Origin of the sequence: Mesorhizobium sp. B2-8-3 (genome assembly GCF_006440815.1) — a bacterium.
Taxonomy (GTDB): domain Bacteria; phylum Pseudomonadota; class Alphaproteobacteria; order Rhizobiales; family Rhizobiaceae; genus Mesorhizobium.
Map to the genome: position 1 here is coordinate 221,881 of NZ_VFTW01000006.1, position 25,413 is coordinate 247,293.

The 25,413-nt window shown below is 64.6% G+C and carries 22 protein-coding genes and 1 pseudogene; 17 read left to right on the top strand and 6 right to left on the bottom strand.

The window, feature by feature from the left end:
- The first annotated feature begins 4 nt into the window (after nt 1–4).
- The 3 genes from FJ418_RS12725 to FJ418_RS12735 all read left to right on the top strand — a co-directional run bounded on the left by FJ418_RS12725 (nt 5) and on the right by FJ418_RS12735 (nt 3,052).
- Nucleotides 5–889 (top strand): F0F1 ATP synthase subunit gamma, encoded by an 885-nt coding sequence (locus FJ418_RS12725; RefSeq protein ID WP_140865833.1) that lies wholly within the window; start codon nt 5–7, stop codon nt 887–889.
- Between the two features lie 65 nt (nt 890–954).
- Nucleotides 955–2,535 carry a F0F1 ATP synthase subunit beta gene (gene atpD, locus FJ418_RS12730; RefSeq protein WP_140865835.1) on the top strand — a complete coding sequence of 527 codons (1,581 nt, stop codon included), beginning with the start codon at nt 955–957 and terminating at the stop codon, nt 2,533–2,535.
- A 109-nt stretch (nt 2,536–2,644) separates the two neighbouring features.
- Nucleotides 2,645–3,052, top strand: coding sequence for a F0F1 ATP synthase subunit epsilon (locus FJ418_RS12735; RefSeq protein ID WP_095769727.1), 408 nt, complete (start codon nt 2,645–2,647; stop codon nt 3,050–3,052).
- Between the two features lie 186 nt (nt 3,053–3,238).
- On the opposite strand, the gene FJ418_RS12740 is transcribed toward FJ418_RS12735, so the two are convergent.
- The gene (locus tag FJ418_RS12740) at nt 3,239–4,777 is read right to left on the bottom strand and encodes a mannitol dehydrogenase family protein (RefSeq protein ID WP_140865837.1); all 1,539 of its coding nucleotides are present in this window, start codon (nt 4,775–4,777) and stop codon (nt 3,239–3,241) included.
- Nucleotides 4,778–4,941: 164 nt separating this feature from the next.
- Between FJ418_RS12740 and uxaC the strand changes: the two genes are divergently transcribed.
- The 8 genes from uxaC to FJ418_RS12780 are packed head-to-tail and all read left to right on the top strand — an operon-like array spanning nt 4,942 to nt 12,037.
- Entirely contained in the window at nt 4,942–6,345 is a 1,404-nt protein-coding gene (uxaC, locus tag FJ418_RS12745; protein WP_140865839.1) for a glucuronate isomerase, read from the top strand.
- 37 nt (nt 6,346–6,382) lie between these two features.
- A complete protein-coding gene (locus FJ418_RS12750; RefSeq protein ID WP_140865841.1) occupies nt 6,383–7,360 on the top strand; it encodes a TRAP transporter substrate-binding protein in 978 nt (325 codons plus the stop codon).
- A gap of 5 nt (nt 7,361–7,365) precedes the next feature.
- The gene (locus tag FJ418_RS12755; RefSeq protein WP_140865940.1) at nt 7,366–7,947 is read left to right on the top strand and encodes a TRAP transporter small permease; all 582 of its coding nucleotides are present in this window, start codon (nt 7,366–7,368) and stop codon (nt 7,945–7,947) included.
- 3 nt (nt 7,948–7,950) lie between these two features.
- Nucleotides 7,951–9,231 carry a TRAP transporter large permease gene (locus tag FJ418_RS12760; protein ID WP_140646490.1) on the top strand — a complete coding sequence of 427 codons (1,281 nt, stop codon included), beginning with the start codon at nt 7,951–7,953 and terminating at the stop codon, nt 9,229–9,231.
- An 11-nt stretch (nt 9,232–9,242) separates the two neighbouring features.
- Nucleotides 9,243–10,016, top strand: coding sequence for a FadR/GntR family transcriptional regulator (locus FJ418_RS12765; RefSeq protein WP_140658985.1), 774 nt, complete (start codon nt 9,243–9,245; stop codon nt 10,014–10,016).
- Nucleotides 10,017–10,054: 38 nt separating this feature from the next.
- Nucleotides 10,055–10,906 carry a 5-dehydro-4-deoxy-D-glucuronate isomerase gene (gene kduI, locus FJ418_RS12770; RefSeq protein WP_140865843.1) on the top strand — a complete coding sequence of 284 codons (852 nt, stop codon included), beginning with the start codon at nt 10,055–10,057 and terminating at the stop codon, nt 10,904–10,906.
- Nucleotides 10,903–11,670: a 2-dehydro-3-deoxy-D-gluconate 5-dehydrogenase KduD gene (gene kduD / locus FJ418_RS12775; protein WP_140865845.1), complete on the top strand. Its 768-nt coding sequence runs from the start codon at nt 10,903–10,905 to the stop codon at nt 11,668–11,670. Before kduI ends, kduD begins: the two co-directional genes overlap by 4 nt.
- A gap of 34 nt (nt 11,671–11,704) precedes the next feature.
- On the top strand, nt 11,705–12,037 hold the full coding sequence (locus tag FJ418_RS12780; protein ID WP_181166918.1) for a cupin domain-containing protein: 333 nt from the start codon (nt 11,705–11,707) through the stop codon (nt 12,035–12,037).
- 108 nt (nt 12,038–12,145) lie between these two features.
- Here the strand turns inward: FJ418_RS12780 and FJ418_RS12785 are convergent, their stop codons facing one another.
- On the bottom strand, nt 12,146–13,234 hold the full coding sequence (locus FJ418_RS12785) for a glycosyltransferase family 9 protein (RefSeq protein ID WP_181166919.1): 1,089 nt from the start codon (nt 13,232–13,234) through the stop codon (nt 12,146–12,148).
- 254 nt (nt 13,235–13,488) lie between these two features.
- Between FJ418_RS12785 and FJ418_RS12790 the strand changes: the two genes are divergently transcribed.
- Nucleotides 13,489–14,235 carry a sulfotransferase gene (locus FJ418_RS12790; RefSeq protein WP_181166920.1) on the top strand — a complete coding sequence of 249 codons (747 nt, stop codon included), beginning with the start codon at nt 13,489–13,491 and terminating at the stop codon, nt 14,233–14,235.
- 6 nt (nt 14,236–14,241) lie between these two features.
- On the opposite strand, the pseudogene FJ418_RS32700 reads toward FJ418_RS12790, so the two are convergent.
- Nucleotides 14,242–14,343: pseudogene (locus FJ418_RS32700) on the bottom strand (LysE family translocator); the annotation flags it as partial.
- Between the two features lie 240 nt (nt 14,344–14,583).
- Here FJ418_RS32700 and FJ418_RS32365 point away from each other — a divergent pair.
- A complete protein-coding gene (locus tag FJ418_RS32365) occupies nt 14,584–16,230 on the top strand; it encodes a sulfotransferase (RefSeq protein WP_246683031.1) in 1,647 nt (548 codons plus the stop codon).
- On the top strand, nt 16,230–18,068 hold the full coding sequence (gene recQ, locus FJ418_RS12805) for a DNA helicase RecQ (RefSeq protein WP_140865851.1): 1,839 nt from the start codon (nt 16,230–16,232) through the stop codon (nt 18,066–18,068). Before FJ418_RS32365 ends, recQ begins: the two co-directional genes overlap by 1 nt.
- Nucleotides 18,069–18,109: 41 nt before the next feature.
- Here recQ and FJ418_RS12810 read toward each other — a convergent pair whose 3' ends face one another.
- The gene (locus tag FJ418_RS12810) at nt 18,110–18,682 is read right to left on the bottom strand and encodes a TetR/AcrR family transcriptional regulator (RefSeq protein WP_140782936.1); all 573 of its coding nucleotides are present in this window, start codon (nt 18,680–18,682) and stop codon (nt 18,110–18,112) included.
- Between the two features lie 142 nt (nt 18,683–18,824).
- On the opposite strand from FJ418_RS12810, the gene FJ418_RS12815 reads away from it, so the two are divergent.
- The gene (locus tag FJ418_RS12815) at nt 18,825–19,580 is read left to right on the top strand and encodes an MBL fold metallo-hydrolase (protein ID WP_140865852.1); all 756 of its coding nucleotides are present in this window, start codon (nt 18,825–18,827) and stop codon (nt 19,578–19,580) included.
- A gap of 215 nt (nt 19,581–19,795) precedes the next feature.
- Here the strand turns inward: FJ418_RS12815 and FJ418_RS12820 are convergent, their stop codons facing one another.
- Together FJ418_RS12820 and FJ418_RS12825 are read right to left on the bottom strand one after the other, a co-directional pair.
- A complete protein-coding gene (locus tag FJ418_RS12820) occupies nt 19,796–20,800 on the bottom strand; it encodes a DUF1186 domain-containing protein (protein ID WP_140865854.1) in 1,005 nt (334 codons plus the stop codon).
- Between the two features lie 564 nt (nt 20,801–21,364).
- Entirely contained in the window at nt 21,365–21,820 is a 456-nt protein-coding gene (locus tag FJ418_RS12825) for a MarR family transcriptional regulator (RefSeq protein ID WP_140865856.1), read from the bottom strand.
- A gap of 152 nt (nt 21,821–21,972) precedes the next feature.
- Between FJ418_RS12825 and FJ418_RS12830 the strand changes: the two genes are divergently transcribed.
- Both FJ418_RS12830 and FJ418_RS12835 read left to right on the top strand, forming a co-directional pair.
- A complete protein-coding gene (locus tag FJ418_RS12830; RefSeq protein WP_140865858.1) occupies nt 21,973–23,319 on the top strand; it encodes an MFS transporter in 1,347 nt (448 codons plus the stop codon).
- A 48-nt stretch (nt 23,320–23,367) separates the two neighbouring features.
- A complete protein-coding gene (locus FJ418_RS12835) occupies nt 23,368–25,413 on the top strand; it encodes an FUSC family protein (protein ID WP_140865861.1) in 2,046 nt (681 codons plus the stop codon).

Here is a 25,413-nt window from a genome sequence, read left to right on the forward strand (position 1 = left end):
AAGCATGCCTTCATTAAAAGACCTTCGTAACCGTATCGCCTCGGTCAAGGCGACGCAGAAGATCACCAAGGCGATGCAGATGGTCGCCGCGGCGAAGCTGCGTCGCGCGCAGGAAGCGGCTGAAGCGGCGCGCCCCTATTCCGAGCGCATGGGCGCGGTTCTGGCCAACATCACCCAGGCGATCGGCGGCGGCGGCGATGCCCCGGCGCTGATGACGGGCACCGGCAGGGACGATGTGCATCTGCTCATCGTCTGCACGGCCGAGCGCGGCCTGTGCGGCGGCTTCAACTCGCAGATCGCGCGCCTCGCCCGCGACCACATCCGCCGGCTGCTGGCCGACGGCAAGCAGGTGAAGATCATCTGCGTCGGCAAAAAGGGCTATGACATCCTGCGGCGCGACTACGCTTCGATGATCCTCGAACGCGTCGACCTGCGCGAGGTCAAGACGCTCGGCTTCGTCAATGCCGATGCGATCGCGCGCAAGATCATCCACCTCTTCAACGAGGGCGGCTTCGACATCTGCACGCTGTTCTATTCGCAGTTCAAATCGGTGATCAGCCAGATCCCGACGGCGCAGCAGATCATCCCGGCGGCACAGGCTTCAGCCGTCGCCGAAACGGACAACGGCGCCACCGCTGTCTACGAATACGAGCCGGAGCCGGGCGAGATCCTCTCCGACCTCATCCCGCGCAACATCGCCGTGCAGATCTTCCGCGCGCTTTTGGAAAACGCGGCCGGCGAGATGGGCGCCAAGATGAGCGCGATGGACAATGCGACGCGCAACGCCGGCGACATGATCAACAGGCTGTCGATCACCTACAACCGCCAGCGGCAGGCGCAGATCACCAAGGAACTGATCGAGATCATTTCGGGCGCCGAGGCGCTCTAATCACGCGCCGCGCGGGACACCCGGCGGACGACGTGAACAACGGATAGACGAAAAGGGCAAAGACGATGGCGAAAGCAGCTACCCCGAAGACCGCCGCCAAGGCGGCAGAGGCCCCCAAAGCGGCGGCGAAGGCCGCTCCGGCCAAGAAGGCGGCCGTTCCGGCCAAGGCAGCAGCCCCCGCCAAGGCGGCAGCGACCGCCAACGCGCCGGCCTTTGCGGCCAAGCGCGTCGGTGCCGCCGGCAAGGTCCGCCAGGTCATCGGCGCCGTCGTCGACGTGCAGTTCGAAGATCACCTGCCGGCCATTCTGAACGCGCTGGAAACCGACAATGTCGGCAATCGCCTGGTGCTCGAGGTTGCCCAGCATCTCGGCGAGAACACCGTGCGCTGCATCGCCATGGACTCGACCGAAGGCCTGGTCCGCGGCCAGGACGTCTTCGACACCGGCGCGCCGATCTCGGTCCCGGTCGGCCCGGGCATGCTCGGCCGCATCATTAACGTCATCGGCGAGCCGGTCGACGAGGAAGGCCCGGTCGACGGCGTCGAACTGCGCTCCATCCATCAGCCGGCTCCGGCCTATGTCGACCAGTCGACGGAAGCGCAGATCCTGGTCACCGGCATCAAGGTTCTCGACCTGCTGGCGCCTTACGCCCGCGGCGGCAAGATCGGCCTGTTCGGCGGCGCCGGCGTCGGCAAGACCGTGCTGATCCAGGAGCTGATCAACAACGTCGCCAAGGCGCATGGCGGCTTCTCGGTGTTCGCCGGCGTCGGCGAGCGCACCCGTGAAGGCAACGACCTCTATCACGAGTTCATCGAATCGGGCGTCAACAAGAAGGGCGGCGGCCAGGGCTCAAAGGCAGCACTTGTCTACGGCCAGATGAACGAGCCGCCGGGCGCGCGCGCCCGCGTCGGCCTGACCGGCCTCACCGTCGCCGAGTACTTCCGCGACCAGGGCCAGGACGTGCTGTTCTTCGTCGACAACATCTTCCGCTTCACCCAGGCTGGCTCGGAAGTGTCGGCGCTGCTTGGCCGTATTCCTTCCGCTGTGGGTTATCAGCCGACGCTGGCCACCGACATGGGCGCGCTGCAGGAACGCATCACGACGACGACCAAGGGCTCGATCACCTCGGTGCAGGCCATCTACGTTCCGGCTGACGACTTGACCGACCCGGCGCCGGCCACCTCCTTCGCCCACTTGGACGCCACCACCGTGCTCAACCGCGCGATCTCGGAAAAGGGCATCTATCCGGCCGTCGATCCGCTGGATTCCACCTCGCGCATGCTCGACCCGATGGTCGTCGGCGAGGAGCACTACCAGGTCGCCCGCCAGGTGCAGTCGATCCTGCAGCGCTACAAGTCGCTGCAGGACATCATCGCCATCCTGGGCATGGACGAGCTGTCGGAAGAGGACAAGCAGACGGTTGCCCGCGCCCGCAAGATCGAGCGCTTCCTGTCGCAGCCGTTCTTCGTCGCCGAAGTGTTCACCGGTTCGCCGGGCAAGCTGGTCGACCTCGCCGACACCATCAAGGGCTTCAAGGGCCTTTGCGCCGGCGACTACGATCACCTGCCCGAAGCCGCCTTCTACATGGTCGGCGGCATCGATGAGGCGGTCGAGAAGGCACAGCGCCTCGCGGCTGAAGCGGCATAAGAAAGCGAATAGGGAGTAGTGAGTAGTGAGTAGAGAATAGCGGTGTGATCCGGGCGGTTGCGTCCCTTCACTACTGACTACTCACTATTCCCTACCTGCTAAGTTTTACATGGCTGAAGCTTTCAAGTTCGAACTGGTCTCGCCGGAGCGGCTGCTCGTTTCCGAGCAGGTGGAGTCCGTGGTCATTCCGGGCGCCGAAGGCGAGATGACCGTGATGGCGCAGCACGCGCCGGTCATGACCACGATCAAGCCTGGCGTCGTCACGATAAAGACCGCGGGCGGCAAGGAAGAACGCTTCGTCGTGTTCGGCGGTTTCGCCGACATCCTGCCTTCCGGCTGCACGCTGCTTGCCGAATCGGCGACGCATGTGAACGACATCGATCGCGCCGATCTGGCTCGCCGCATCCAGGAAGCCAAGGAAGACGCCGCCGACGCCAAGGACGACGAGAGCCGCAGCAAGGCCGAGCAGTTCCTCAGCCAGCTCACCACGCTGGAAGGCGCGCTGCTGCCGGCCTGAATTCGGCTGCCGACAAGCGATTGGGAAAGCGGGGCCTGCCCCGCTTTTTTGTTGCCCGTTTTTCGTTTGCGAAACAGTCCGAATGCGAACGGGGTCGACTATGCCCGCGCTGCAGGTAACGGGTAGGCCGGCAAACAAGTGTGAAGCCGTCCCGGCTCACCGTCCAGCCAATACCGGGCACAAACGCTATCCGGCCGTTCCGCTCTTGCCATTAATGCCGAGCGCAGCGAGAGCCAGCTTCGGGTTGCCGTGCTTGAAATGGACGAGATGCGTGGCGACAAATTCGATCAATTTCCGCCGTTCCGGATGACCCTTGGCAAAGCCAGCGAGATCGAACACCGCCGCCGCCATCTCCGCCGTCGGCAGATTGCGGCCGAACAGGTCGCCGAGGGCGGCATCGAGCGGATCGGTGAAATGGCTTTCCGGCAATGTCTTGCCGCGCGCGGCGCAGGCGGCGATCCAGGCGGCGACAACCAGCGACAAATGTTCCGGCAACAGACCCGCTTCCAGCCGGGCAAGGGCCGAGGCGACGATGCGTTGCGGCAGCTTCTGGCTGCCGTCATTGGCGATCTGCGCGGTGCGGTGGGCGAGCGCGGTGTTGGAAAAGCGTTCGGCAAGCTCGGCCGTGTAGGGAATTGGGTCGAGCCCGGCCTTCTGCGGCAGGGTTGGAATGGCCTCGGCCCAGAGCCAGTCCACGAACTGCCGGATCGACGGATCGGCAAAGGCGCGGTCGACGGTGGCGTGGCCGCTGAGCAGGCCGAGATAGGCGATGCCCGAATGCGCGCCGTTGAGCAGCCTCAGCTTCATGTCCTCGAACGGGCCGACATCCTCGACCATGGCGACGCCGAACTTCTCCCAGGCCGGCCGCCCGGCCGGAAAGTTGTCCTCGATCACCCATTGCCGGAACGGCTCGGTCATCACGGGCCACGCGTCCTCAAGGCCAAGTTGTTGCGCAACACGCGCCCGGTCGGCGTCCGTCGTCGCCGGCACGATGCGGTCGACCATGCTTGACGGGAAGGCCACGTCGTCGGCGACATGGCGCGCGAGGTCGGCATCGCGCTGACGGGCGGCCTCGGCATCGCCCTGACGGGCGAGCCGTAGATCCCGGAGCTTCACATATTCGATCAACAGCCGGTGCAGCGTGGCGCCGTTGGCCGGCAGGTTGTCGCAGCAGAGCACGGTGAAGGGGGGTATGCCGGCGGCGCGCCTGCGCGCGAGCGACTCGGCGAGAAAACCATGCGCCGTCTTCGGCGATCCGGGGTTGGCGAGGTCGTGGACAATATCGGGATGCGCGCTGTCGAGCGTGCCGTCAGCCGCCCTGAGATAGGCCTTTTCGGTGATGGTGAGCGTGACGATGCGGGTGCGCGGATCGGTCAGCGCGGCGAGCACCGCGCCTGGGTCTTCCGGGGCGACGAGCAAGGACTGGAGCGAGCCGACGACCTGCAGCCGTTCGCCGGCGCTGTCCCTGATTGCCAGCGTGTAGAGCCCGTCCTGCGGCTTGAGCGCATCGCGCGTGTCGGGACTGCGCAGCGAGACGCCGATGATGCCCCAATCGCTCTCGCCATGCGCCAGGCAGGCATCGACATAGGCGGCCTGGTGGGCACGATGAAAAGCGCCGACGCCAAGATGGACGATGCCGGGCGCGACGGACTTGCGGTCGTAGCGAGGCACCAGAACTTCGGCCGGCAGCTCCGCAAAGGTAGCGTTTGACAGGCGGCCGCTCATGGAAGCCAGTCTCCGATCGGAAAACGACGGCAGCGACGTAACACCCGCTGTCACCATACACAATGGCCGTACTCATTTGGAAAGTCATCATACAACTGCATAATATTTGTATGTTGACATTATCTCTGACCGATCTACCAATAGCGAAGCCTGGGAGGAGCCGCGTGGCCGCATTGACCGATCCGGACCTGCTGTTCGCGCCGGAAACGCGATCATTGGCGCGCGACCTTTACGCCGGTGTGAAGGACCTGCCGATCGTCAGTCCGCACGGCCACACCGACCCGCGCTGGTACGCGCTCAACGAACCGTTTCCCGATCCGGCGCAGCTCTTGATCGTGCCGGACCATTACATTTTCCGCATGCTGTTCAGCCAAGGCGTGCGGCTGGAGGAACTCAGCGTGCCGACGCTCGACGGTTCGCCGGTCGAGACCGACGGCCGGGCGATCTGGCGGCGGTTCGCCGAACATTATTATCTCTTCCGCGGCACGCCGACACGGCTCTGGCTCGACCATGTGTTCGAACATCTGTTCGGCATCGAGGAGCCGCTCACCGCGACCAGCGCCGACCGCATCTACGATACGATAGCCACGCTGCTGCAGCGCGACGACTATCGGCCGCGCGCGCTGTTCGAACGCTTCAACATCGAGGTGATCGCGACGACCGAAGGCGCGCTCGACGATCTCAAATGGCACCGGATGATCCGCGACAGCGGCTGGAACGGCCGTGTCGTCACCGCCTACCGGCCGGACGCCGTGGTCGATCCCGATTTCGAAGGGTTTGCTTCCAATCTCGATCGCCTCGGCGAGATTACCGGATGCAACACCGGAAGGTGGTCCGGCTATCTCGATGCGCATCGAAAGCGCCGCGCCTATTTCAAGAAATTCGGCGCGACCTCGTCCGATCACGGCCATCCGACGGCCGAGACCGCCAATCTTTCCGACGCGGCGGCCGAAGATCTGTTCAACCGTATCCGGAGCGGCTCCGAGGATGAGCGCGAGCGAAAACTGTTCCGAGCCCAGATGCTGACCGAGATGGCCAAGATGAGCCGCGACGACGCCCTGGCGATGCAGATCCATCCTGGATCATGGCGCAATCATTCGCCTTCCGTTTTCCAGAGATTCGGCCGCGACAAGGGCTTCGATATCCCGACCCGGACCGATTATGTGACGGCGCTGAAGCCGCTGCTCGACTGCGTCGGGCTGGAGCGCGACCTCACAATCATCCTGTTCACGCTCGACGAGACGAGCTATGCGCGCGAGCTTGCGCCGCTCGCCGGCGTCTATCCGGCGCTCAAGCTCGGGCCGGCCTGGTGGTTCCACGACAGCCCGGAAGGCATGCGCCGCTTCCGCGAGATGACCACCGAGACGGCCGGCTTCTACAACACCGTCGGCTTCAACGACGACACGCGCGCCTTTCCGTCGATCCCGGCGCGCCACGACGTCGCGCGGCGTGTCGACTGCGCCTTTCTGGCGCGGCTGGTCGCAGAGCATCGCCTCCGGGAGGAGGAGGCGCATGAGCTGGCGCGGGAGCTTGCCTACTCGCTTGCCAAGAAAGCGTACCGGCTCTGAGCCAGGGCATCCGTGATTTTTGAAGGGAGGAAAGAACATGTTGCGTATTTCGAGATTGCTGGCGGCGACATTCGCCATCGGGTCCTTGATGATCGGCACCGCGCGGGCCGAAACCGTCCTGCGCTCTTCGGACACGCATCCGGACGGCTATCCGACAGTCGAGGCGGTCAAATATATGGGCGAGCTGATCAAGCAGCGCACCAACGGGCGCTATTCGATCGAGGTCTATCATTCGGCGCAACTCGGCGAGGAAAAGGACACGATCGAGCAGACCCAAGCCGGCGTCATCGACCTCGATCGCGTCTCCATGGGGCCGTTCAACGGCATCGTGCCGGAAACCGCCGTGCCGTCGTTGCCCTACATCTTCCGCTCGGTCGAGCATATGCGCCATGTCATGGACGGGCCGATCGGCGACGAGATCCTGAAGGCCTTCGAAGCGCATGACCTTGTCGGACTCGCCTTCTACGATTCAGGTGCGCGCTCCTTCTACAACACGAAGAAGGATGTCACCTCGATGGCAGACATGAAGGGCATGAAGTTCCGCGTCATCCAGTCGGACGTCTTTGTCGACATGGTGAACGCGCTTGGCGCCAACGCCACGCCGATGGCCTATGGCGAGGTCTATTCGGCGTTGCAGACCGGCGTCATCGACGGCGCCGAGAACAACTGGCCGAGCTTCGAATCCGCCAAGCATTACGAGGTCGCCAAGCACTACACGCTGGATCAGCACCAGATCGTGCCGGAGGTGCTGGTGATGTCGAAGGCAAGCTGGGACAAGCTCGCGCCGGAAGACCAGGCGATCGTGCGCCAGGCGGCCAAGGACAGCGTCGTCAAGATGCGCGAGCTGTGGGACGCGCAGGAAAAGAAGTCGCGCGACATCGTCGAGAAGGCCGGCGTCAAGGTCAGCGAGATCGACAAGCAGCCGCTGATCGACGCCATGAAGCCGGTCTACGACAAATATCTGTCGACGCCCGAGCTCAAGGACCTCGCCGCCCGTATCCAGGCGACGAAATGACCGGGATGGGCAACGGGCCCGGTGGCACGGAGGTTTCCGCGCTGCCATCCAGCCGGTCGGGTCCGAAAGGGTTCTGGCTGCGGGTGGAACGGACCCTTTCCGGGCTTGCGCGGTTGGCGTTATGGGTCAGCGGCACCGGGTTGACGCTGATGACCGTCATCATCTTCTGGCAGGTTTTCTCGCGCTACGTGCTGAACCGCTCGCCGAGTTGGACCGAATCCTCATCCGTGCTGCTGATGGGCTGGTTCATCTTTCTCGGCGCCGCCGTCGGCGTGCGCGAGCGCACGCATCTCGGCTTCGATGTGCTGCTCTATGTCTTGCCTGCCTCGGCCAAGGCGGTGCTGCGCAGCATTTCCGATCTCGTCGTGCTGGCCTTCGGCGCCGGCATGATCGTCTATGGCGTGCAGCTGGCCAGGCTGACCTGGAACACGGTGATGCCGTCGCTCGCCTTGCCTGGCGGCGTCAGCTTCCTGCCGGTCATCCTGGGGGGCGGGCTGGTCTGCCTGTTTTCACTCGAGCGGCTGGCGGGGCGCTTTGCCGGGCTGCCGGTCGATGCCGACATCTACGCAGCCGGCGAGGAGCTTTGAACCATGGCGCTGATCGTGCTTTTCGGCACTTTCGTCTTCCTGCTGGTTATCGGCACGCCGATCGCGTTCTGCCTCGGCGTCGCCAGCTTCGCGACGATCCTCACGATCGGCCTGCCACCCGTCGTGGTGTTCCAGCGGCTCAATTCCGGCGTCAGCGTCTTTTCGCTGATGGCCATCCCGTTCTTCATCTTCGCCGGCGACCTTATGGTTCGCGGCGGCATCGCCGCCCGCCTGGTGGCATTGGCCGGGTCCCTGGTCGGCCATCTGCGCGGCGGTCTGGGCCAAGTCAACATTGCCGCGTCGACCATGTTCGGCGGTATTTCCGGTTCGGCGGTGGCCGATGCCTCAGCCGTCGGCGGGCTGATGATCCCGCAGATGAAGGCGCGCGGCTACGGCGTCGACTATGCCGTCAACATCACCTCAGTCGGCGCCATCATTGCGCTGCTGATCCCGCCGTCGCACAACATGATCATCTATTCGATCTCGGCCGGCGGCCGCATCTCGATCGCGGATCTGTTCACCGCTGGCGTTCTGCCGGGGCTGTTGCTGGCCTTGTCACTGATGGTCACCGCGTATCTGGTGGCAAGCCGGCGCGGCTATCCGACGGAACCGTTTGCCGGTTTCGGCCGGGCCTTGCAGTTGCTTGTCGCCGCCATTCCCGGACTGATCCTGATCGGCATCATCTTTGGCGGCGTCCGCTCCGGTATCTTCACCGCCACCGAAAGCTCGTGCATTGCCATCGTCTATGCTTTCCTGGTGACGTTGATCATCTACCGGTCGATGAGCTGGAACGATTTCGTCACCGCGACCACCGCGGCGGTGCGCACGACAGCGATGGTGCTGATGATTATCGGCTGCGCCGCAGCCTTCGGCTGGCTGCTGGCCTATCTCCGGGTTCCGGCAGCGCTTGTCGCGTTTTTGCAGTCCGTGTCCGACAACAAGCTGGTCATACTGCTTCTGATCAATGTCGTCCTGCTCATCCTCGGCACATTCATGGATATGTCCCCGCTCATCATTATCACCACGCCCATCTTCCTGCCGGTGGTCATGGCCTATGGCGTCGATCCCGTGCATTTCGGCGTCATCCTGATCCTCAATCTCGGCATCGGCCTTTGCACGCCGCCGGTCGGCGCGGTGCTGTTCGTCAGTTGCGCCATCGGTCGCATTCCCATCTGGACGGCAATGCGCTCGATCTGGCCGTTCTATGGCGCGGCCTTCGCGGTGCTGATGCTTGTCACCTACATACCGGAAATCTCATTGTGGCTGCCGAGCCTGTTCCATTAGGAGGGCACCACGTGTCCCAAACAGTTGCCGACCTCAGGGTCGAACGCAAGCCGAAACTGTCGGAGACAGTGGTCGCGGCGATCCGCAAGCAGCTCTTGGCAGGCGAGGTTCCGCCCGGACAGAAGCTGCCAACCGAAGGCCAGCTGACGGAGACTTTCGGCGTCAGCCGCACGGTCATCCGCGAGGCGCTGGCCAAGCTTGCCGCCGATGGCTTGGTCGAAGCGCGGCAAGGCGCCGGCGTCTTCGTCAGCGAGCACATCTCGACGACCTTCGGCGTTTTGGCCGCCGACATGGGAGCCAAGGATTCGGTCGCGCTCAACGTGCTCGAGGTCCGCCTCGCGATCGAGATCGAATCGGCGGGCCTAGCCGCAATCCGACGCAACGCCGCCCAGGAGGCCGCGATCCAGGAGGCCTTCTTCGAGTTCGAGCGGCTGCTGCTCGCCAGTCAGCCGACCGGCCCGGCCGACCTCGCCTTCCACCGCACGATCGCCAGCGCCACCAACAACCCGTTCTATGTCGAGATGCTCGATGTGCTGGGACGCCGCGCCATTCCCTGCGACGTGACCTCGCCCTGGTCGACAGAGATCGTCCAGTCGGACGAGTACCAGCGCGGCCTGCAGCGCGAGCACCTCGTCATCCTCAATGCGATCTCGGCGGGCGATGCCGAGGCCGCGCGCGAGGCGATGCGCACGCATCTGACCCGCAGCCAGCAGCGCTACCGCGAGCGGCTGCAGGCCAGACAGGCCTATTATGCCAATTCGCTGAAAGCGGCATCGACCGAGTGACCGTCAGACAAGGCCTAGAAATGGACCAGAGCCTAGAAATGGACCAGACACACACCGAATTTTCCTCGCGCTTCGCCATCGATCCTATCGCCGCCGCGGCCATGGGGACCGACGAGCTGCGCCACCATTTCCACGTCGAGGGGCTTTTCCAGCCGGGCCTTGTCAGCCTGACCTACACGCATTACGACCGCATGATCGTCGGCGGCGCCATGCCGGTCGACAAAATCCTGCCGCTCGAGGCGATCAAGCCGACCGGAACCAAGGCTTTCCTCGACCGCCGCGAACTGATCGCCGTCAACATCGGCGGCGCCGGGACCGTCATGGCCGACGGCCTGCCTTACGAATTGGCGGCGCGCGACATGGTCTATCTCGGCATGGGCACTGAGCAGGTGTCGTTCGCCTCGGCGGAGCCCGACAAGCCGGCAAAATTCTACCTGCTGAGCGCGCCGGCGCATCGGACCTATCCCAGCCAGTTGATCCGCGTCGGCGACGCCAGGCGGCTCGACCTCGGCAGCCAGGCGACCAGCAACGAACGCTCGATCTTCCAGTTCATCCACGCCGACGGCGTCAAGACCTGCCAGCTCGTCGTCGGCATGACACAATTGGCGCCCGGATCGGTGTGGAACACCATGCCCTGCCATGTGCATGACCGGCGCATGGAAGCCTATCTCTATTTCGATCTGCCGGAAGGGCAGCGCGTCTTCCACTTCATGGGCGAACCGGACGAGACGCGCCACATCGTCATGCGCAGCGAGGAGGCGGTGCTGTCGCCGGGCTGGTCGATCCATTCGGGCGCCGGCACATCCAACTACGCCTTCATCTGGGCGATGGCCGGAGACAATGTCGACTATACCGACGTCGACCAGGTGACGATGGATCAATTGCGGTGAGCGATCCTTCCGCCTTCAGCCTCACGGGCAAGCGCATCCTGGTCACTGGCGCCAACACCGGCATCGGGCAAGGCATCGCCGTGTCGGTCGCGCGCGCCGGCGGCATGGTCGTCGGCGCAGGCCGCTCGGCGATGGACGAGACGGCCGGGAAGGTCGCGGCGGCGGGGGGCAGCTTCGAAGCGGTGAAAGTCGACCTCGGCGATCCAGCCGAGGCAGCCGCGATGCTCGACCGGGTCTGGGGCGAGAGTGGCCCGCTGGACGGCCTCGTCAACAATGCTGGCATCATCCGGCGCGCCGACGCGGTCGACCTCAGCGAAGCCGACTGGGACGAGGTGATGGACGTCAATTTGAAGACGGTCTTTCGCCTCTGCCAGGGTTTCGCGAGGCGCGTGCTTGCGGATCCGGGACGGCGCGGCAAGATCGTCAACATAGGCTCGGTGCTGAGCTTCCAGGGCGGCATCCGCGTTGCCTCCTACACGGCCTCGAAGCACGGCGTGCTCGGCCTCACAAGGCTGCTCGCCTGCGAATGGGCGGCAAAAGGCATCAACGTCAACGGCATCGCGCCGGGCTATATCGAGACCAACAACACCGAAGCCTTGCGCGCCGATCCCGACCGCAGCGCCGCGATCCTCGGGCGCATCCCGGCCGGACGCTGGGGCCAGCCCACGGATATCGGTGACGTGGCGGTGTTCCTGCTCGCACCGGCGTCGGACTACGTGCATGGCACGGTCATGCCTGTCGATGGCGGCTGGCTGGCGCGATGACAGTTTCCCGCCCATTTCGAACGGACGTTGAGTGATGACCGATATCTTTTCCCACGCGGGCGAAAAAGCCTGGGAGCCGACGGCGGACGGCAACAGGCGACGCGTGCTGGTGCACACCGATGAGTTGATGATGGTCGAGTTCGCCTTCGACAAGGGCGGCATCGGCGCGCTGCATTCGCATCCGCACGTCCAGGCAAGCTATGTCGCCGAGGGCCGCTTCGAGGTCACCATCGACGGCCGATCGGAGATCCTCGAAACAGGAGGCAGCTTCATCGTGCCGTCCAATCTCGTGCATGGCGTCAAGGCGCTGGAGGCCGGGCGGCTGGTCGACAGCTTCGCGCCCTGCCGAGCCGATTTCCTGGGCTAGATCGTGATGGCGTTTCGTTGAATCGCCATCACGATCTAACTCTTTGCTGGAGCATGATCTTTCTCTGAAACCCGGTTCCCACTTTTCGGGATCATGCTCTAGAGCGTTTCAGCGTTTCACGGAAACGCCGGACTGCACCGGAGCGGCTTCACGCCTTTCCGGCACCGGCGCGGCCGCCGCGTGGTCGCGGTAACCTGCCGCGAGCAGGCGATGCGCGGCATCGAGTATGGCCTCGACCGGCGTGTCGGCGACATTGGCCGAACGGCCTCGCCTTGGCGCCGTGACGACCTCGACCCTGCTCGAAAGCGGTCGCCAGCGCTCCATATTGGCGCCGTTGTTGACGATCACCGCCGGCGTCATGACGGCGGCCAGAAGATGCGCAAGTCCGCCCTCCATGCCGATATAGGCGACCGCCATCTCACCCAGCGCCAGCAGGAGATCGTCGAAGCCTGCGACGTCCGGCGCGAGTTCCGGGCCGGCCACCTGGAGGCGACTTTCCCTGGCGACGAGAGCCTGCGGCGTCGGTCCGCTGCCGGGCGTCGCCAGATAGAGCACCCGGTAGCCGGCATCGATGAGATTGCCGGCGACGGCCACCACTTGATCTTCGTTCATGCACTTCCTGGCCTGGGCATTGCCGCCAAGCAGGACGAGCGGACGGCCGCAACCGTCCCGCAACCGGCGCGCCCGCGCGCGGGCGGCGTCCGAAACATCGAGTCTGTGATCGAAAGGCAGATGCCGGCCCGCCAGGCGCTCGATGAGCCGGTGATAGCGCCAGGCATTGTGTTCGGGCCGCAGCGTCAATCGCGTGCCCCAGCGCAGCGACAGAAGATGGCCGGCAAAATTCGCTTCGTGGCGGATGCCCCGGCCCGCGAGTTGCAGAGCCGTGAGCATCAGGCCCGGCACGCCGGTCCGCAGATCGACGACGATGGCCCTCCGGCCGCGCGGCGCGAATTCGGCGAGGATGGCGGAAAGCGGCGTCTTCGTCCGGAAATCATCGACGAGATGCGCGACATGCTTGCGCAACGCCTGCGAGAGCGATGAACCGCGCATGGCGCCGTAGACGATATGGCTTTGGGGAAAAGCCGTTCTTGCCGCGCGCAGGGCCGGAACCCGCAGCAGGCCGTCGCCAAGCGCGTCGTTGCGGGCATAGAAGATCAGCACGGGCGCGGACGAATCCATCGTGACGGCGAATTCCATTGATGTGTGATGCCGCAGAAGCTGGATCGCAAGAATTCTTGCAAGAAAAATCAGCACCCGCCGGCTCAAATCCCGCAAGAACATGCCTGGTTTCTTGTATAAGAAAAAGCTTGGCTTTGTCATCCCGCCGGCGGGGACCGGGTTGGCGATGTCAGGCTCGACATGGCCCGGGGGGTTCCGGCTTCGAACAAGGCTATTTCGGCCAATGAACCGAGGGCGGCTGGGGCAAGTCGTTCCACGCGATGGGGGTGGATATGCCAAAACTCGGGGCGGCCGTCGGTTTTCTGATGGCCCGGTCAAGCAGGGAGCTTGATCGCCTTGTGACGGCCGTCAAAATTCGCTGGCGGTCGAGGCCGAATGCGTGGGCCGCGCGGGCCAACAAGATATTCATAGCCGGATGCGCGCGCAGCGGAACGACCTTGACGCAACGCGTCATGAAAAGCTTCGAGGATACTTTCGTCTGGCCGCCCGAGGCGCGGCACACGAAATTCTATCTGCTGGACCGCCGGGAAAACAATCTGGTCGTCAAGCGCGATTCCCGGGCCTTCGCCCACCTGGCAAAATTGCCTGCCGACATCGGTCTCGTCTATTGCGTTCGACATCCTTTGGATGTGCTCACCAGCGTGCATCCGCAGACCATGGGGGAACGTCGATTTCACACCACGGCGGACCGCTGGGTGCTGGAATACGATGCGCTGCTGAGCCTGAGAAAGGCGCAGCCGGCGCGCGATATTCTCTACGTGCGCTACGAAGACACGATCGCCGACCCGGACGCCGTGCAGCAGCGAATCGCAAATCGGTTCGGACTTCGCCCGAGAGTGCCGGTGACCGGGGACGGGCAGCGCCCGATCCACGCACGCTCGCTGCGCAAGTGGGAGCGCAGCGAAGACTATCGCGCCTATCTTCAAGGCCAGCTGTCACCGGCCGTTCTTGGGCCCATGGATGCCTTCTGTCGCGAATTCGGCTACGACATGCCTGCCTGGACCGGCGCTACCGGGTAAAGCATTTCAGCGCTGCTGCAGCGCCAGGCGTATGCCGAGCGCGCAATAGATGCCGCCGACCGCCTTGCCCTGCCATTTCAGCACTGCCGGATTGCGGCGCAGGCCCAGGCATTGGCTTCCGTTTTAACGCACGCCGTTGTATCGAAATGACAAGACCGAACGATGCCGGACCGGCCATCGCCAAGGCGCCTGCCGCGCGCGGCGGCGGCAGGATCAATCCTTGAAGGGGGCTGGCTTGGAAGAGCAAGCGACACGTGAGAGCCGGCGAAACCGGGCTGGAACGTGCAGGCTCCGCAACAGGCTGGCTGGCCGTCGGGATGGAACCGGCGACCGGAAGCAGCCCGCCGCATGATCGCGCAACCCGTTCTCACCGCAAAGCGGCATGGGCTCATCGTGACGCCGGACATGTTGCCCGGCGGCGATGGGATGAACATCAACGGACCGTCGCTGATCGGCATGCCCGACTGGGCGCCGGGGCGGCTCGGCGCCTATTATCTCTATTTCGCCGACCACAACGGCTCCTATATCCGCCTCGCTCACGCGGATTCGATCGAGGGCCCGTGGCGCATCCATCCCGGCGGGGTGCTGTCGCTCGATCAATGCCCCTTCATCGAAGGCCACATCGCGTCTCCCGACGTTCACGTCGATCGGCGCCAGCGTCGCTTCATCATGTATTTTCATGGACCGGCAAAAGGCGGGGAAGGCCAGATGACCTTTGCCGCGACATCCGGTGACGGCCTTCATTTCAATCCGCTTTCCGACCCGCTCGGGCCTTCCTATGCCCGGTTCTTCCACCACGGCCAATGGTGGTACGGTCTTCTCGGGACAGGGGCCGTCACCGTCTTCCGCTCCAGGACCGGCATCTCCGATTTCGAACGGGGCCCGGCCGTTCTTCACGGCATGAAGCGTCTCCCCGTCCCACGGCATCTGGCGCTGCAGAAATCCGGCCGCTGGCTGCGGGTCTATTACACGCGCAGGGGCGACGCGCCGGAACGGATCCTTCACGGCACGATCGATCTCGCCGAGGACTGGCGAAACTGGACGGTGCGGGGCGAGACCGAACTGCTGCGGCCGCGGATGGATTTCGAAGGGGCGGGCTTGCCGGTCCGTCGCAGCCGGGAAGGCCCGGCCAAGCGCAAGGAGAACGCGTTGCGCGACCCCGCCATTTTCGAAGAGGACGGGCGAACCTGGCTGCTCTACGCCGTCGCCGGAGAGAGCGGCATCGCCTTGGCCGAGATCTCGTCGAAGGACGTCCCTGCCAAAGCAGTCCGGACGCCGGCGACCACTCTGCGGCGTGGCGCAAGACGGCTGTTCTGGCGCTTGCGCAAGGCTGCGCCCTGGCTGCCCTCGGCAATGACGTCTCGCAAAAGAATCTTCATTGCCGGCTGCGCCCGCAGCGGAACCACGCTCAGCCGTCGCTTGATGGGGTGCTTCGACGATATCTATGTCCATGCGGACGAAGCGCCTTACCGCGCGCTGCTCGAACTGGATCGGCCCGAATTCAATCTGGTGGTCAAACGCACCTATGAGAGCCATAAGGACATCGAGCATCTGCCGGACTCGATCGGGTTGATCTATTGCGTGCGGCATCCTTTCGACGTGCTCACCAGCTCTCATCCGGAGACTGTGAACGAGCGGCGCTTTCATGTAACGACCGAGCGCTGGGAGGCGGAGTATGACGGATTGATGCGCCTTAGAAAGGCTCAGCCCGAAAGAGCCGTCTTCCATCTGCGCTATGAGGACTTGATCGCTGAACCCGATATCGTCCAGGGCAGGATCGCTCGGTCGTTCGGTCTTTCACCGGTCACGCTGTACAGCCGGGATGCGGACAATCCGATACGGCGGACGTCGCTGAAAAAATGGGAGCGCAATGAAGAATTCCGGACCTATCTGCATGGACTGCCGGCGACGTTCCTCGCCCGCGTGGAAAGCTTCTGCCGCGAATTCGGCTACGACATGCCGGCCGACGCCTTGAACGCGGGAACGGCGCGGTGATGCCGGCACAGGCAGCGGGCCTGCGGGCCGAGGACCACAAGCGGCGCGTCCTGAAGGATGTGTTCGGCTTCGACGATTTTCGCCCGGGGCAGGCGAGCGTGATCGAGGCGTTGCTCTCCGGACGGCATGTGCTGGCGGTCATGCCGACGGGCGCCGGCAAGTCGCTCTGCTATCAGGTTCCGGCGCTGGTCAAGGGCGGGCTCACCATCGTGGTGTCGCCGCTGGTGGCGCTGATGCAGGACCAGGTCGCCGCCTTGCGCCTTGCCGGGGTGGCCGCCGACACAATCAATTCCTCGCTCGACCGCGACGCCAATGTCGCGGCCTGGCGCCGCGTCGCGTCCGGGCAGACGCGGCTGCTCTATATGGCGCCGGAGCGGCTGATGACGGAGCGAATGCTCGAAGCCCTGTCCCGGCTCGATGTCGGCCTGATCGCCATCGACGAGGCGCATTGCATCTCGCAGTGGGGCCCGGCCTTCCGGCGTGAATATGAGGACCTGTCGCGGCTGAGCGGGCTGTTTCCGCAAGCGCCCATCATCGCGCTGACGGCGACGGCGGACGAGGCTACCCGCGCCGACATCGAAGCCCGGCTGTTTGCCGGGCGGGCCGAGACCCTGGTGCTGGGCTTCGACAGACCCAACATCAGGCTGGCGATAGAGCCCAAGCAGGACAGCAAGCGCCAGCTGCTCCGCTTCATCGAGCGCCACCAGGGCAAGAGCGGCATCATCTATTGCCTGTCGCGCCGCAAGACGGAGGAAATGGCGGCCTTCCTGGACAAGAACGGCGTGCGCGCGCTCGCCTACCATGCCGGCATGAGTAAGGACGCGCGGGAGGCGAACCAGAACGCGTTCATGAGCCTCTCCGGCGTCGTCATGGTGGCGACCATCGCTTTCGGCATGGGCATCGACAAGCCCGATGTCGCCTATGTCTTCCACACCGACCTGCCCGGCAGCCTGGAGGCGTATTACCAGGAGATCGGCCGTGCCGGACGCGATGGCCGAGCGGCGGAAGCGCACATGCTCTACGGCGCCGGCGATATCCGCACGCGCCGGATGTTCATCGACGACGAGGATACCTCGCCCGAGCACAAAAGACGGGCGCATCGCCGGCTCGACACGCTGATCGGCTATTGCGAGACGGCGCAGTGCCGGCGCCAGGTGCTGCTCGGCTATTTCGGCGAGGAGGCGCAGGCCTGCGGCAATTGCGACAACTGCCTCGACCAGGCGCCGCGCGCCGATGGCGGGACGGAGGCGCGGATCATCCTCGCGGCGGTCGCGCAGAGCGGCGAGCGCTTCGGCGCCGCCCATATCATCGACATCCTGCTCGGCCATGAGACCGAAAAGGTGTTGGCCAGGGGCCATCAGAAGCTCGCCAGCTTCAAGACCGGCATCATGCACAGGAAGCCGGTCTGGCTGTCGCTCATCCGGCAACTTATCGCCGGCGGCTTCCTGGTGCCGGATCCCGACGGCCATGGCGGCCTCGCCATCTCCGAAAGCGGCCGCGCGCTGGGCCGTGGCGAGGGTGCGTTCGAGTATCGTGTCGAGGGCCGGGACCGTCTTGCGCGCGGCAGGAAGCGTGCCGGGCAGGGTTCCGCCATGGGCGGCGAGGGCGTGGACACTTCCTTGCTGGCCGCGCTCAAGACGCTGCGGCTGCGGTTCGCCAAGGAACGCCAGGTGCCGGCCTATGTGGTGTTTTCCGACCGCACCCTGATCGACATGGCCGAGCGTCGTCCGCGCGACATCGACGATTTCGCCGAGGTGAATGGCGTCGGTGCAGCCAAGCTCAAGGAGTTCGGCGAGGCGTTCTTGAGTGCGATCGCGGCGCACCCGTCAGAAAGCTGACAAGACGTATATCTCAGCCTACTGCCGCCGGAGTCTGCCGCTCAACCCACGCCTTGGACGGCCTGAACCATGGCATTTGCGGCTTCAACGGGCTGGAGGCCAGCTTCGCGCACCAGCGTGCGCCAGGTGAAGAAGCTCAGCGCCACGCGCAGCATCGCTCGCTGGCTGCCGCCAAGGCCTTCGCCGAGCACTGCCTGGCAGGTCGCGAAATACGGGACGATGCTCGCCTCGACAGCCTCCCGGGTTGGCGGGTGATGTTCGGCGTCGCGCAACACGCTGGCCACCACGCTTTCATTGCGCCCGTACCATTCGTAGATCGCCAGCAGCGCGATCCTCATCCGTTCGCCTGGGTCGGCCACAACTCGCCACGGCTCCGGGCTCGGCAGCGGATGCGTCTCCATGTGCGTGCTCGAGCAGGCCTGCAGCAGGCTGCGCTCGTCGGGAAAGTGGGCGTAGAGCGTGTGTCGCTGAACGCCGGCACGCTCGGCGACCAAGCTGAAGGTCGTTGCTGCGGGACCAACGCTACCGTGCAGGTCGATCGCAGCTTCGACGATGCGCCGCCGGGTTTCCGCCTGCTGCTCGGCACGGCGTTTAAGGGTATATTTGCGGGTCATGTATTTAATGCACACGTATGTGCACCCATTGTTGACAGGGCTCTAATATTTCGCTACACACATATGTACTTCGATTTTGATCGAAGTCCAGCCCGGGATCAACCGGGAGAGGGAACGCAACCATTGTTTTGCAGGAGGTTCCATGGAAACGAAAATCGACGAAATCGCCGAGGGCATCTACCGCCTATCGACCTATGTATCGGACATCGCTCCGCCCGTCGGCTTCACCTTCAACCAGTTCCTGGTCATGGGCGATGAGCCGCTCATGTTCCACACCGGTCTGCGGAAGCTGTTCGCGCTCAACCGCGACGCGCTTGCCCGTATCATCCCGCCGGAGCGTCTTCGCTGGATTGGATTTGGCCATTTCGAATCCGACGAATGCGGCGCCATGAACGAGTGGCTCTCCGTTGCGCCGCAAGCAACGGCCGCGCACGGACAGACAGGCGTCTACGTGTCGCTCGACGATTTCGCGGATCGTGCGCCGCGGGTGCTGAAGGATGGCGAGGTGATGGACATCGGCGGCGGCAAGCGCGTGCGCTTCATCGATACACCGCACACGCCGCATGGCTGGGACGCCGGCGTCATGTACGAGGAATCGACCGGCACCCTGCTCTGCGGCGATCTGTTCACCCAACTCGGCAACGACCGCGCGCTGACCGAAGGCGATGTTGTCGGCCCGGCGATCGCCGCCGAGGATCTGTTCAAATACTCGGCACTCAATCCCGGCATGGGCACGACGATCCGCGAGCTTGCCAAGCTCGCGCCACGCACTCTGGCGCTCATGCACGGCCCGTCATTTTCCGGCGACGGGGCTGCGGCCCTGCGGGCGCTTGCCGACGACTACGACCGCCGTGTCTCGGCTCAGATGACCGAAGCCATGCAGAGGCTGGCAGCATGAGCGCGCTCGTAGAGGGTACAAAGACGGACTGCCGGATCACCGGCGTTTGCGGCCGGCAGGGGCGCACCTGCCCGAACGCCGGCTTCGTATGCTGCATCCTGCTTCGGGCTCAGGATGTCAGTCCTGCGAAGGGCACCGCGCGAATGCGTAGCTGAAATGAATGAGCGGCCTCCTTCGCCAAGGCTTCGGAGGCCATCTTCGCGAAGGATCGCCAATCAGCTGGCGAGGCAGCATTTCTTGAATTTCTTGCCGCTTCCGCAAGGGCACGGATCGTTGCGCCCGATGTCGCGCCAAGGGTTGGTGGCTGGTGTGACGCTGGAGAAGGCCCGGTCCAGCCATGAGGCTTGCCCATCCTCGTCCTCGTCAAGATCGAAATCGTCGTCGCCGAACTCGAAGTCGTCGTCGCCAAAATCGAAGTCGTCGTCATCGTCAAGGCCGCGGGTCCAATCCAGCGCCACAAGGACATCCTCGATGTAACTCAGACTGGCGCGATCGAACCGGCCGATGTCGCCGGGCTGCTGCTCGGCTTCCCGCCGGTCGCTTTCGAAATCACCGCGTTCAAGCGCATCTTCCGGGATACGGCCCTCGTCCCAAGCGCTGTAGACAAGCGGAACGAGGTCTCGCAGGTCAAGCATCGCGATGGCTTGCAGCCAGCCGACCCACGCGTAATCCCAGTCGTCGGCAAGCCTCTCCCTGTAGAACCGTTCCACGAAATCCCTTGTCCGGTCGCGCTCGATGCGACCTTCCCAGGTCAAAAAGGTCACCGCGCCAAACGCCGCGTCGCGAATGAATTCGTCGGCGGAGCGGTCGGCAACGATGCCGAACAGCGCTTCGGCGTCGCCGTCGAACACGCCTACGATGATGCGCGACAAGGTTTCGGTTATGGCGTCGCCAAGCAGCCGGTCGGCTTCCTTCCCAGGGCGGCGCAGCAGACGCAGCAAAGGTTGGCATGCCTGGGTGTCACGAGCGCCGCCGAGGATATACACGCCCCTGAAGAGCAGCATCTCTTCATCGTCCGACAAAGGCTGTCCGTTGGCGGCGCGTTCAAGGACGGCGCGCAGCGCAGGCGCTGATTCTTCTATCCTGATCGTGCAGACCGCGATTGCGAGATTCGGCACCTCGCGTTCGGTCGCCACGGTATGGAGATAGCGGTCTATCGGATACAGCTCGAAGTCGCTGCTGTCGTCGGAAAGCAGCTTTTCCAAATCTTCTTTTTTCATCGCGTCCAGTCGCGTCGATGGAGCCCCGGCTAGGCGGCGTGCTATCGATTCCCCAGCCGCACACTTGTGTCAATCATGAGAGCGACGATGAGCGAATACCAATATTATGAATTCCAGGCGATCGACCGTCCCCTTGGCAACACGGATCGCCTGGGGCGTTTCCTCGAACGTTTGACGTTGCCGGGATAGATGGCGCTTCCCTGAGAAAGACGAACGGTCATCAACGCTCTGGGACCCGCAGGACGCACGCCTGCACCGTCGGATTCAGGCTGGGTCACCGGGGGGTGTCCTCCCGGACAGCTGCACAGGCGCGAGCGGACTACCGGCGACGCCCCGAGGCGGGATACCCTTCGGAAGCGTCGTCCGTTCCGATGCCGTCGATATCATCAACAGGCGATTGTGCCGCTCCATGCCCAGACACGCCAGTCGCGCCCCCGATGGCCGGCAGTCTCACGAAAAACGCGGCTGGGGCAATGCGGATCGCTCGGCGGGCGATCGATGGCTGTGGCCTGCGAGCTGCCGTTCCGACGTCTCTGGCGAATAGCCCCGGTGCCCGCGGGCCGCTCAGCCCTCGCCGAGCTTGTTGGCGAGCTCCGTCTGGATCTGGCGCAACACGGCGGAGGCGGTCTCTAGCTCTTCGTCGCCGATCAGCGAGACCAGCTCGTGCCTGAGCTCGGCAAGCACCGCGTTGATGGTTTTCATCCTCGCCTCGCCTTCCTTGGTCAGCGACACGATCTTGGCCCGGCGGTCGCTTGGATCCTCCCGCCTCGCGACAAGGCCCTCCGCCACCAGGAGATCGATAAGACGGACCAGCGAAGGACCTTCGAGGCCGGCCTGTTCGGCAACCGCGCCCTGGCGGGCTTCGCCGCCCAATTGCCACAGCGCCAGAAGGGGCATGGCCATGGCGTGGGACAGGCCGCAGCGATCCAGCCGCTCGTTGGCGGTGCGGCGCCAGAGGCGCGCCACGTTGGTTATGATCTGGCCGATCGTTTCGCGGCTTCTGGACCGTTCATTTTCCATTGCCAATCGTTCGCATACAATCTATTAGGATGCAATCTATATCGGCGAGACAACACGATCGATCCGTTGTATCCGGACAGATCCGTTCTCACCAAGTCTCCGTTCTCAACACGGGGGACCGGCCTCGGCCCGTTCCCCCAAAGGTGTTTTCGATGTCCGTTGCCTTCGACGCAGTGCCAGCAGCTTCCCCCGCCAATCCCCGCTCCAGGGTGATCCTGGCGAGCCTCATAGGCACCACGATCGAGTTCTACGATTTCTATGTCTATGCCACGGCGGCGGTGCTCGTGTTCCCGCATCTGTTCTTCCCCGCCGGCAACGACACGACGGCGCTGCTCGCTTCCTTCGCGGTGTTCGGCGCGGCCATGATCGCGCGGCCGCTGGGCGCGATCTTCTTCGGCCATCTCGGCGACCGGCGCGGCCGCAAGATCACGCTGGTCGGCGCGCTGCTCACCATGGGGCTGGCGACATTCCTGATCGGCCTGCTCCCGACTTATGCGAGCGCCGGATGGCTGGCGCCGGCCCTGCTGGTGGTGCTGCGCCTCGCTCAGGGTTTTGCCCTCGGCGGAGAGTGGAGCGGCGCGGCGCTGGTCGCGACCGAGAACGCGCCGAAGGGCAAGCGCGCCGTCTACGGCACTTTTCCGCAATTGGGCGCGCCGATCGGCTTCATCATCGCCAACGGCCTGTTCCTGATCATCGCCGCCATGCTGCCCTCGGACGACCCCTCGCGGCCGTCCCTGGCCTTTCTGTCCTGGGGTTGGCGCATCCCGTTCCTGTTTTCGCTGATCATGGTGGCCATCGGCCTCTGGGTGCGGCTGAACCTGGTCGAAAGCGCCGCCTTCGACAACACCGTGCGCGCCGGCAAGGTCAGGAAGCTGCCGTTGGCCTCGGTCGTCAACACGCATTGGAAAGAGCTCGTCCTCGGCACGTTCTACATGCTCGCCACCTATGTGCTGTTCTACCTGATGACGACGTTTTCGCTGAGCTACGGCCGGGCCGCGCCCTCGGCCGCCGTGCCCGGCCTCGGCTATGGCTACACGACCTTCGTGCTGATGATGATCATCGGCGTGGTCTTCTTCGGCGTCTTCACCATGGTCTCGGGGCCCTGGGCCGATCGCTGGGGCCGGCGCCGCACGCTGATCTGGATCACCATCGCCATCGCGATCTTCGGGCTGTCATGGGTGCCGATGCTGCATGCCGGCACGGTCGGCGTCATGGCTTGGCTCATCATCGGCTTCAGCCTGATGGGCATGACCTTCGGCCCGATGGGAGCGCTGTTGCCTGAACTTTTCCCGGCCAATGTGCGCTACACCGGCTCGGGCATTTCCTACAACGTGTCGTCCATCCTCGGCGCCGCGGTCGCGCCTTTCATCGCCGTGGCGCTGTGGAGCACGGGCGGCGGGCCTCTCTGGGTCGGCGTCTATCTCTCGGCCATGGCGGTGCTCACGCTGGTCGCCCTGCTGATCGGGCGCGAGACCAAGGATGTTGACATCAACCGCTAGCCAACCGTGGCGCCCGCCAGTGAGCAGGCGGGCGCGAGAGCCAAACCCATGACGCTTCCCTCCTGGCAGGACTGGCTGTTTTCGATCAAGGCGTTCCTCGCCTCGATGCTGGCGCTCTATATAGCGCTTTCGTTCGATCTGCCGCGGCCATACTGGGCCATGGCCGCCGTCTATGTGGTGGCCAATCCGCTTGCCGGCGCGACCTCGTCCAAAGGGCTCTACCGCGCGCTCGGCACGCTGATCGGCGCGGCCGGGGCCGTCCTGCTGTTGCCGACCTTCGTCAATTCGCCGCTCTTGATGAGCATCGCCGTGGCGCTGTGGACAGGGGTTCTGCTCTACATCTCGATGCTCGACCGCACGCCGCGCAGCTATGTCTTCATGCTCGCCGGCTATTCGCTGCCGCTGATCGCGCTGCCGGCCGTCGATGCGCCGCAGACGATCTTCGACATCGCCTCGGCGCGCAGCCAGGAGATCATCCTCGGCATCGTCTGCGCCAGCTTGGTGGCGCAGCTGGTGTTCCCGATCGGGCTGTCTTCCCTGATGTCGTCGCGTATCTCCACTTGGCTGGGCGACGCCGCCCAGTGGGCCGGTGAAATCCTGCGCGGCGAGGGCGCTGCGCGGCCGGCGCCTCCGGTCCGGCAGAAGCTGGCATCCGACATTTCCGGCTTCGACATCCTCATCAGCCAACTCGGATACGATCACCAGACGCACGGGCTTACGCGGCAGGCGCGGCAATTGCGCGGGCGTCTCATGCTGCTGCTTCCCCTGCTTTCCTCGCTCGATGACCGGCTTCATGAACTGAGATCGCAGGACCGGGTGCTGCGCGACGATCTCATCGCCCTGCTCGACGATGTCGGGTGCTGGCTGCAGGCCGTGGCCGATCCGGATCGCGCCGTCGCGCTGCGTTCGCGCATCGCCGATCTGCGTCCGCCTGCCTATGCCGTCGACTGGAAGAGCCTGATCCTCGACAGCGCCTTAGCCAGGCTGCGCGAGATCGTCGATGCCTGGCACGATTGCCTCGTCTTGAAGAAGCAGATCGCGACCGGCGAATCCAGCGGTGAAAAGCTTGCTTTCCGCCGGCGCCGGACCTTCTCGCGCACCCGCCATCACGATTATGGAATGCTGTTCTTCTATGCCGCTTCGGTGATCGTCGCCGTCCTGATTGCCTTCGCCCTGTGGATCTACTCGGGCTGGGCCGAAGGCTCCGGATTCGTGCTGATGGTGGCGGTCGCCTGCTCGTTCTTCGCGGCGACCGACCGGCCCGCGCCGCTTCTCCTGTCGATGTTCATCTGGTGCACGGCGAGCCTTGTGGTCACCGCGGCCTATCAGTTCGCCATCCTGCCCTCGATCCAGAGCTTTCCGTTGCTGGTTCTCGTGCTGGCGCCGCCGTTCCTTGTGCTCGGCACTATCATTCCAAGGCCTCAGCTCAACATGCTGGCGATGCTGCTCACCGTGAACACGGCGTCGTTCATCGCGCTCAGCGACAGGTTTTCCGCCGATTTCACCTCCTTCGCGGGCGGCGGGCTTGCCGCGCTCGCTGGCGTTGGTTTCGCGCTTGTGTGGACGCTGGTGGTCCGGCCTTTCGGCGGCGAGATCGCCGCCCGGCGACTGGTGCATGCCGGCTGGTCCGACCTTGCCCAGCTTGCCGCGGGCGAGCGCGCCGAGGACCAGCGCAGGCTCGCGGGGCGCATGCTCGATCGCCTCGGGCAACTCGTTCCCCGGCTCGCATCCATGGAAAACAAGGAGCTGTCGACGATCGACGGCTATGCGGAAATCAGGCTGGGGCTGAACATCGTGGAGTTGCAGCGGCTGCGCAACCGGCTCACCTCGGACGAAAGGACAGCGGTCGGCGAGGTTCTGTCCGCCATTGCCGTGCTGTTCAAGGAGCGGCTCCGGCTCGGCGAGCCTGTTGCGGCGTCACCGGGGCTGCGCGAACGCATCGACGCCGCGCTTGCCATCGTCGCGGGCCGTCAGGCCGCGCCGGCTCGCCGATCCGTCGACGCGCTGGTCGGGCTGCGGCGCGCGCTGTTCCGAAACGCCGCGCCGCCCGTTCATTCGACAGTGCCGGAGCCGATGCTCCTGGTAGCGGAGTAG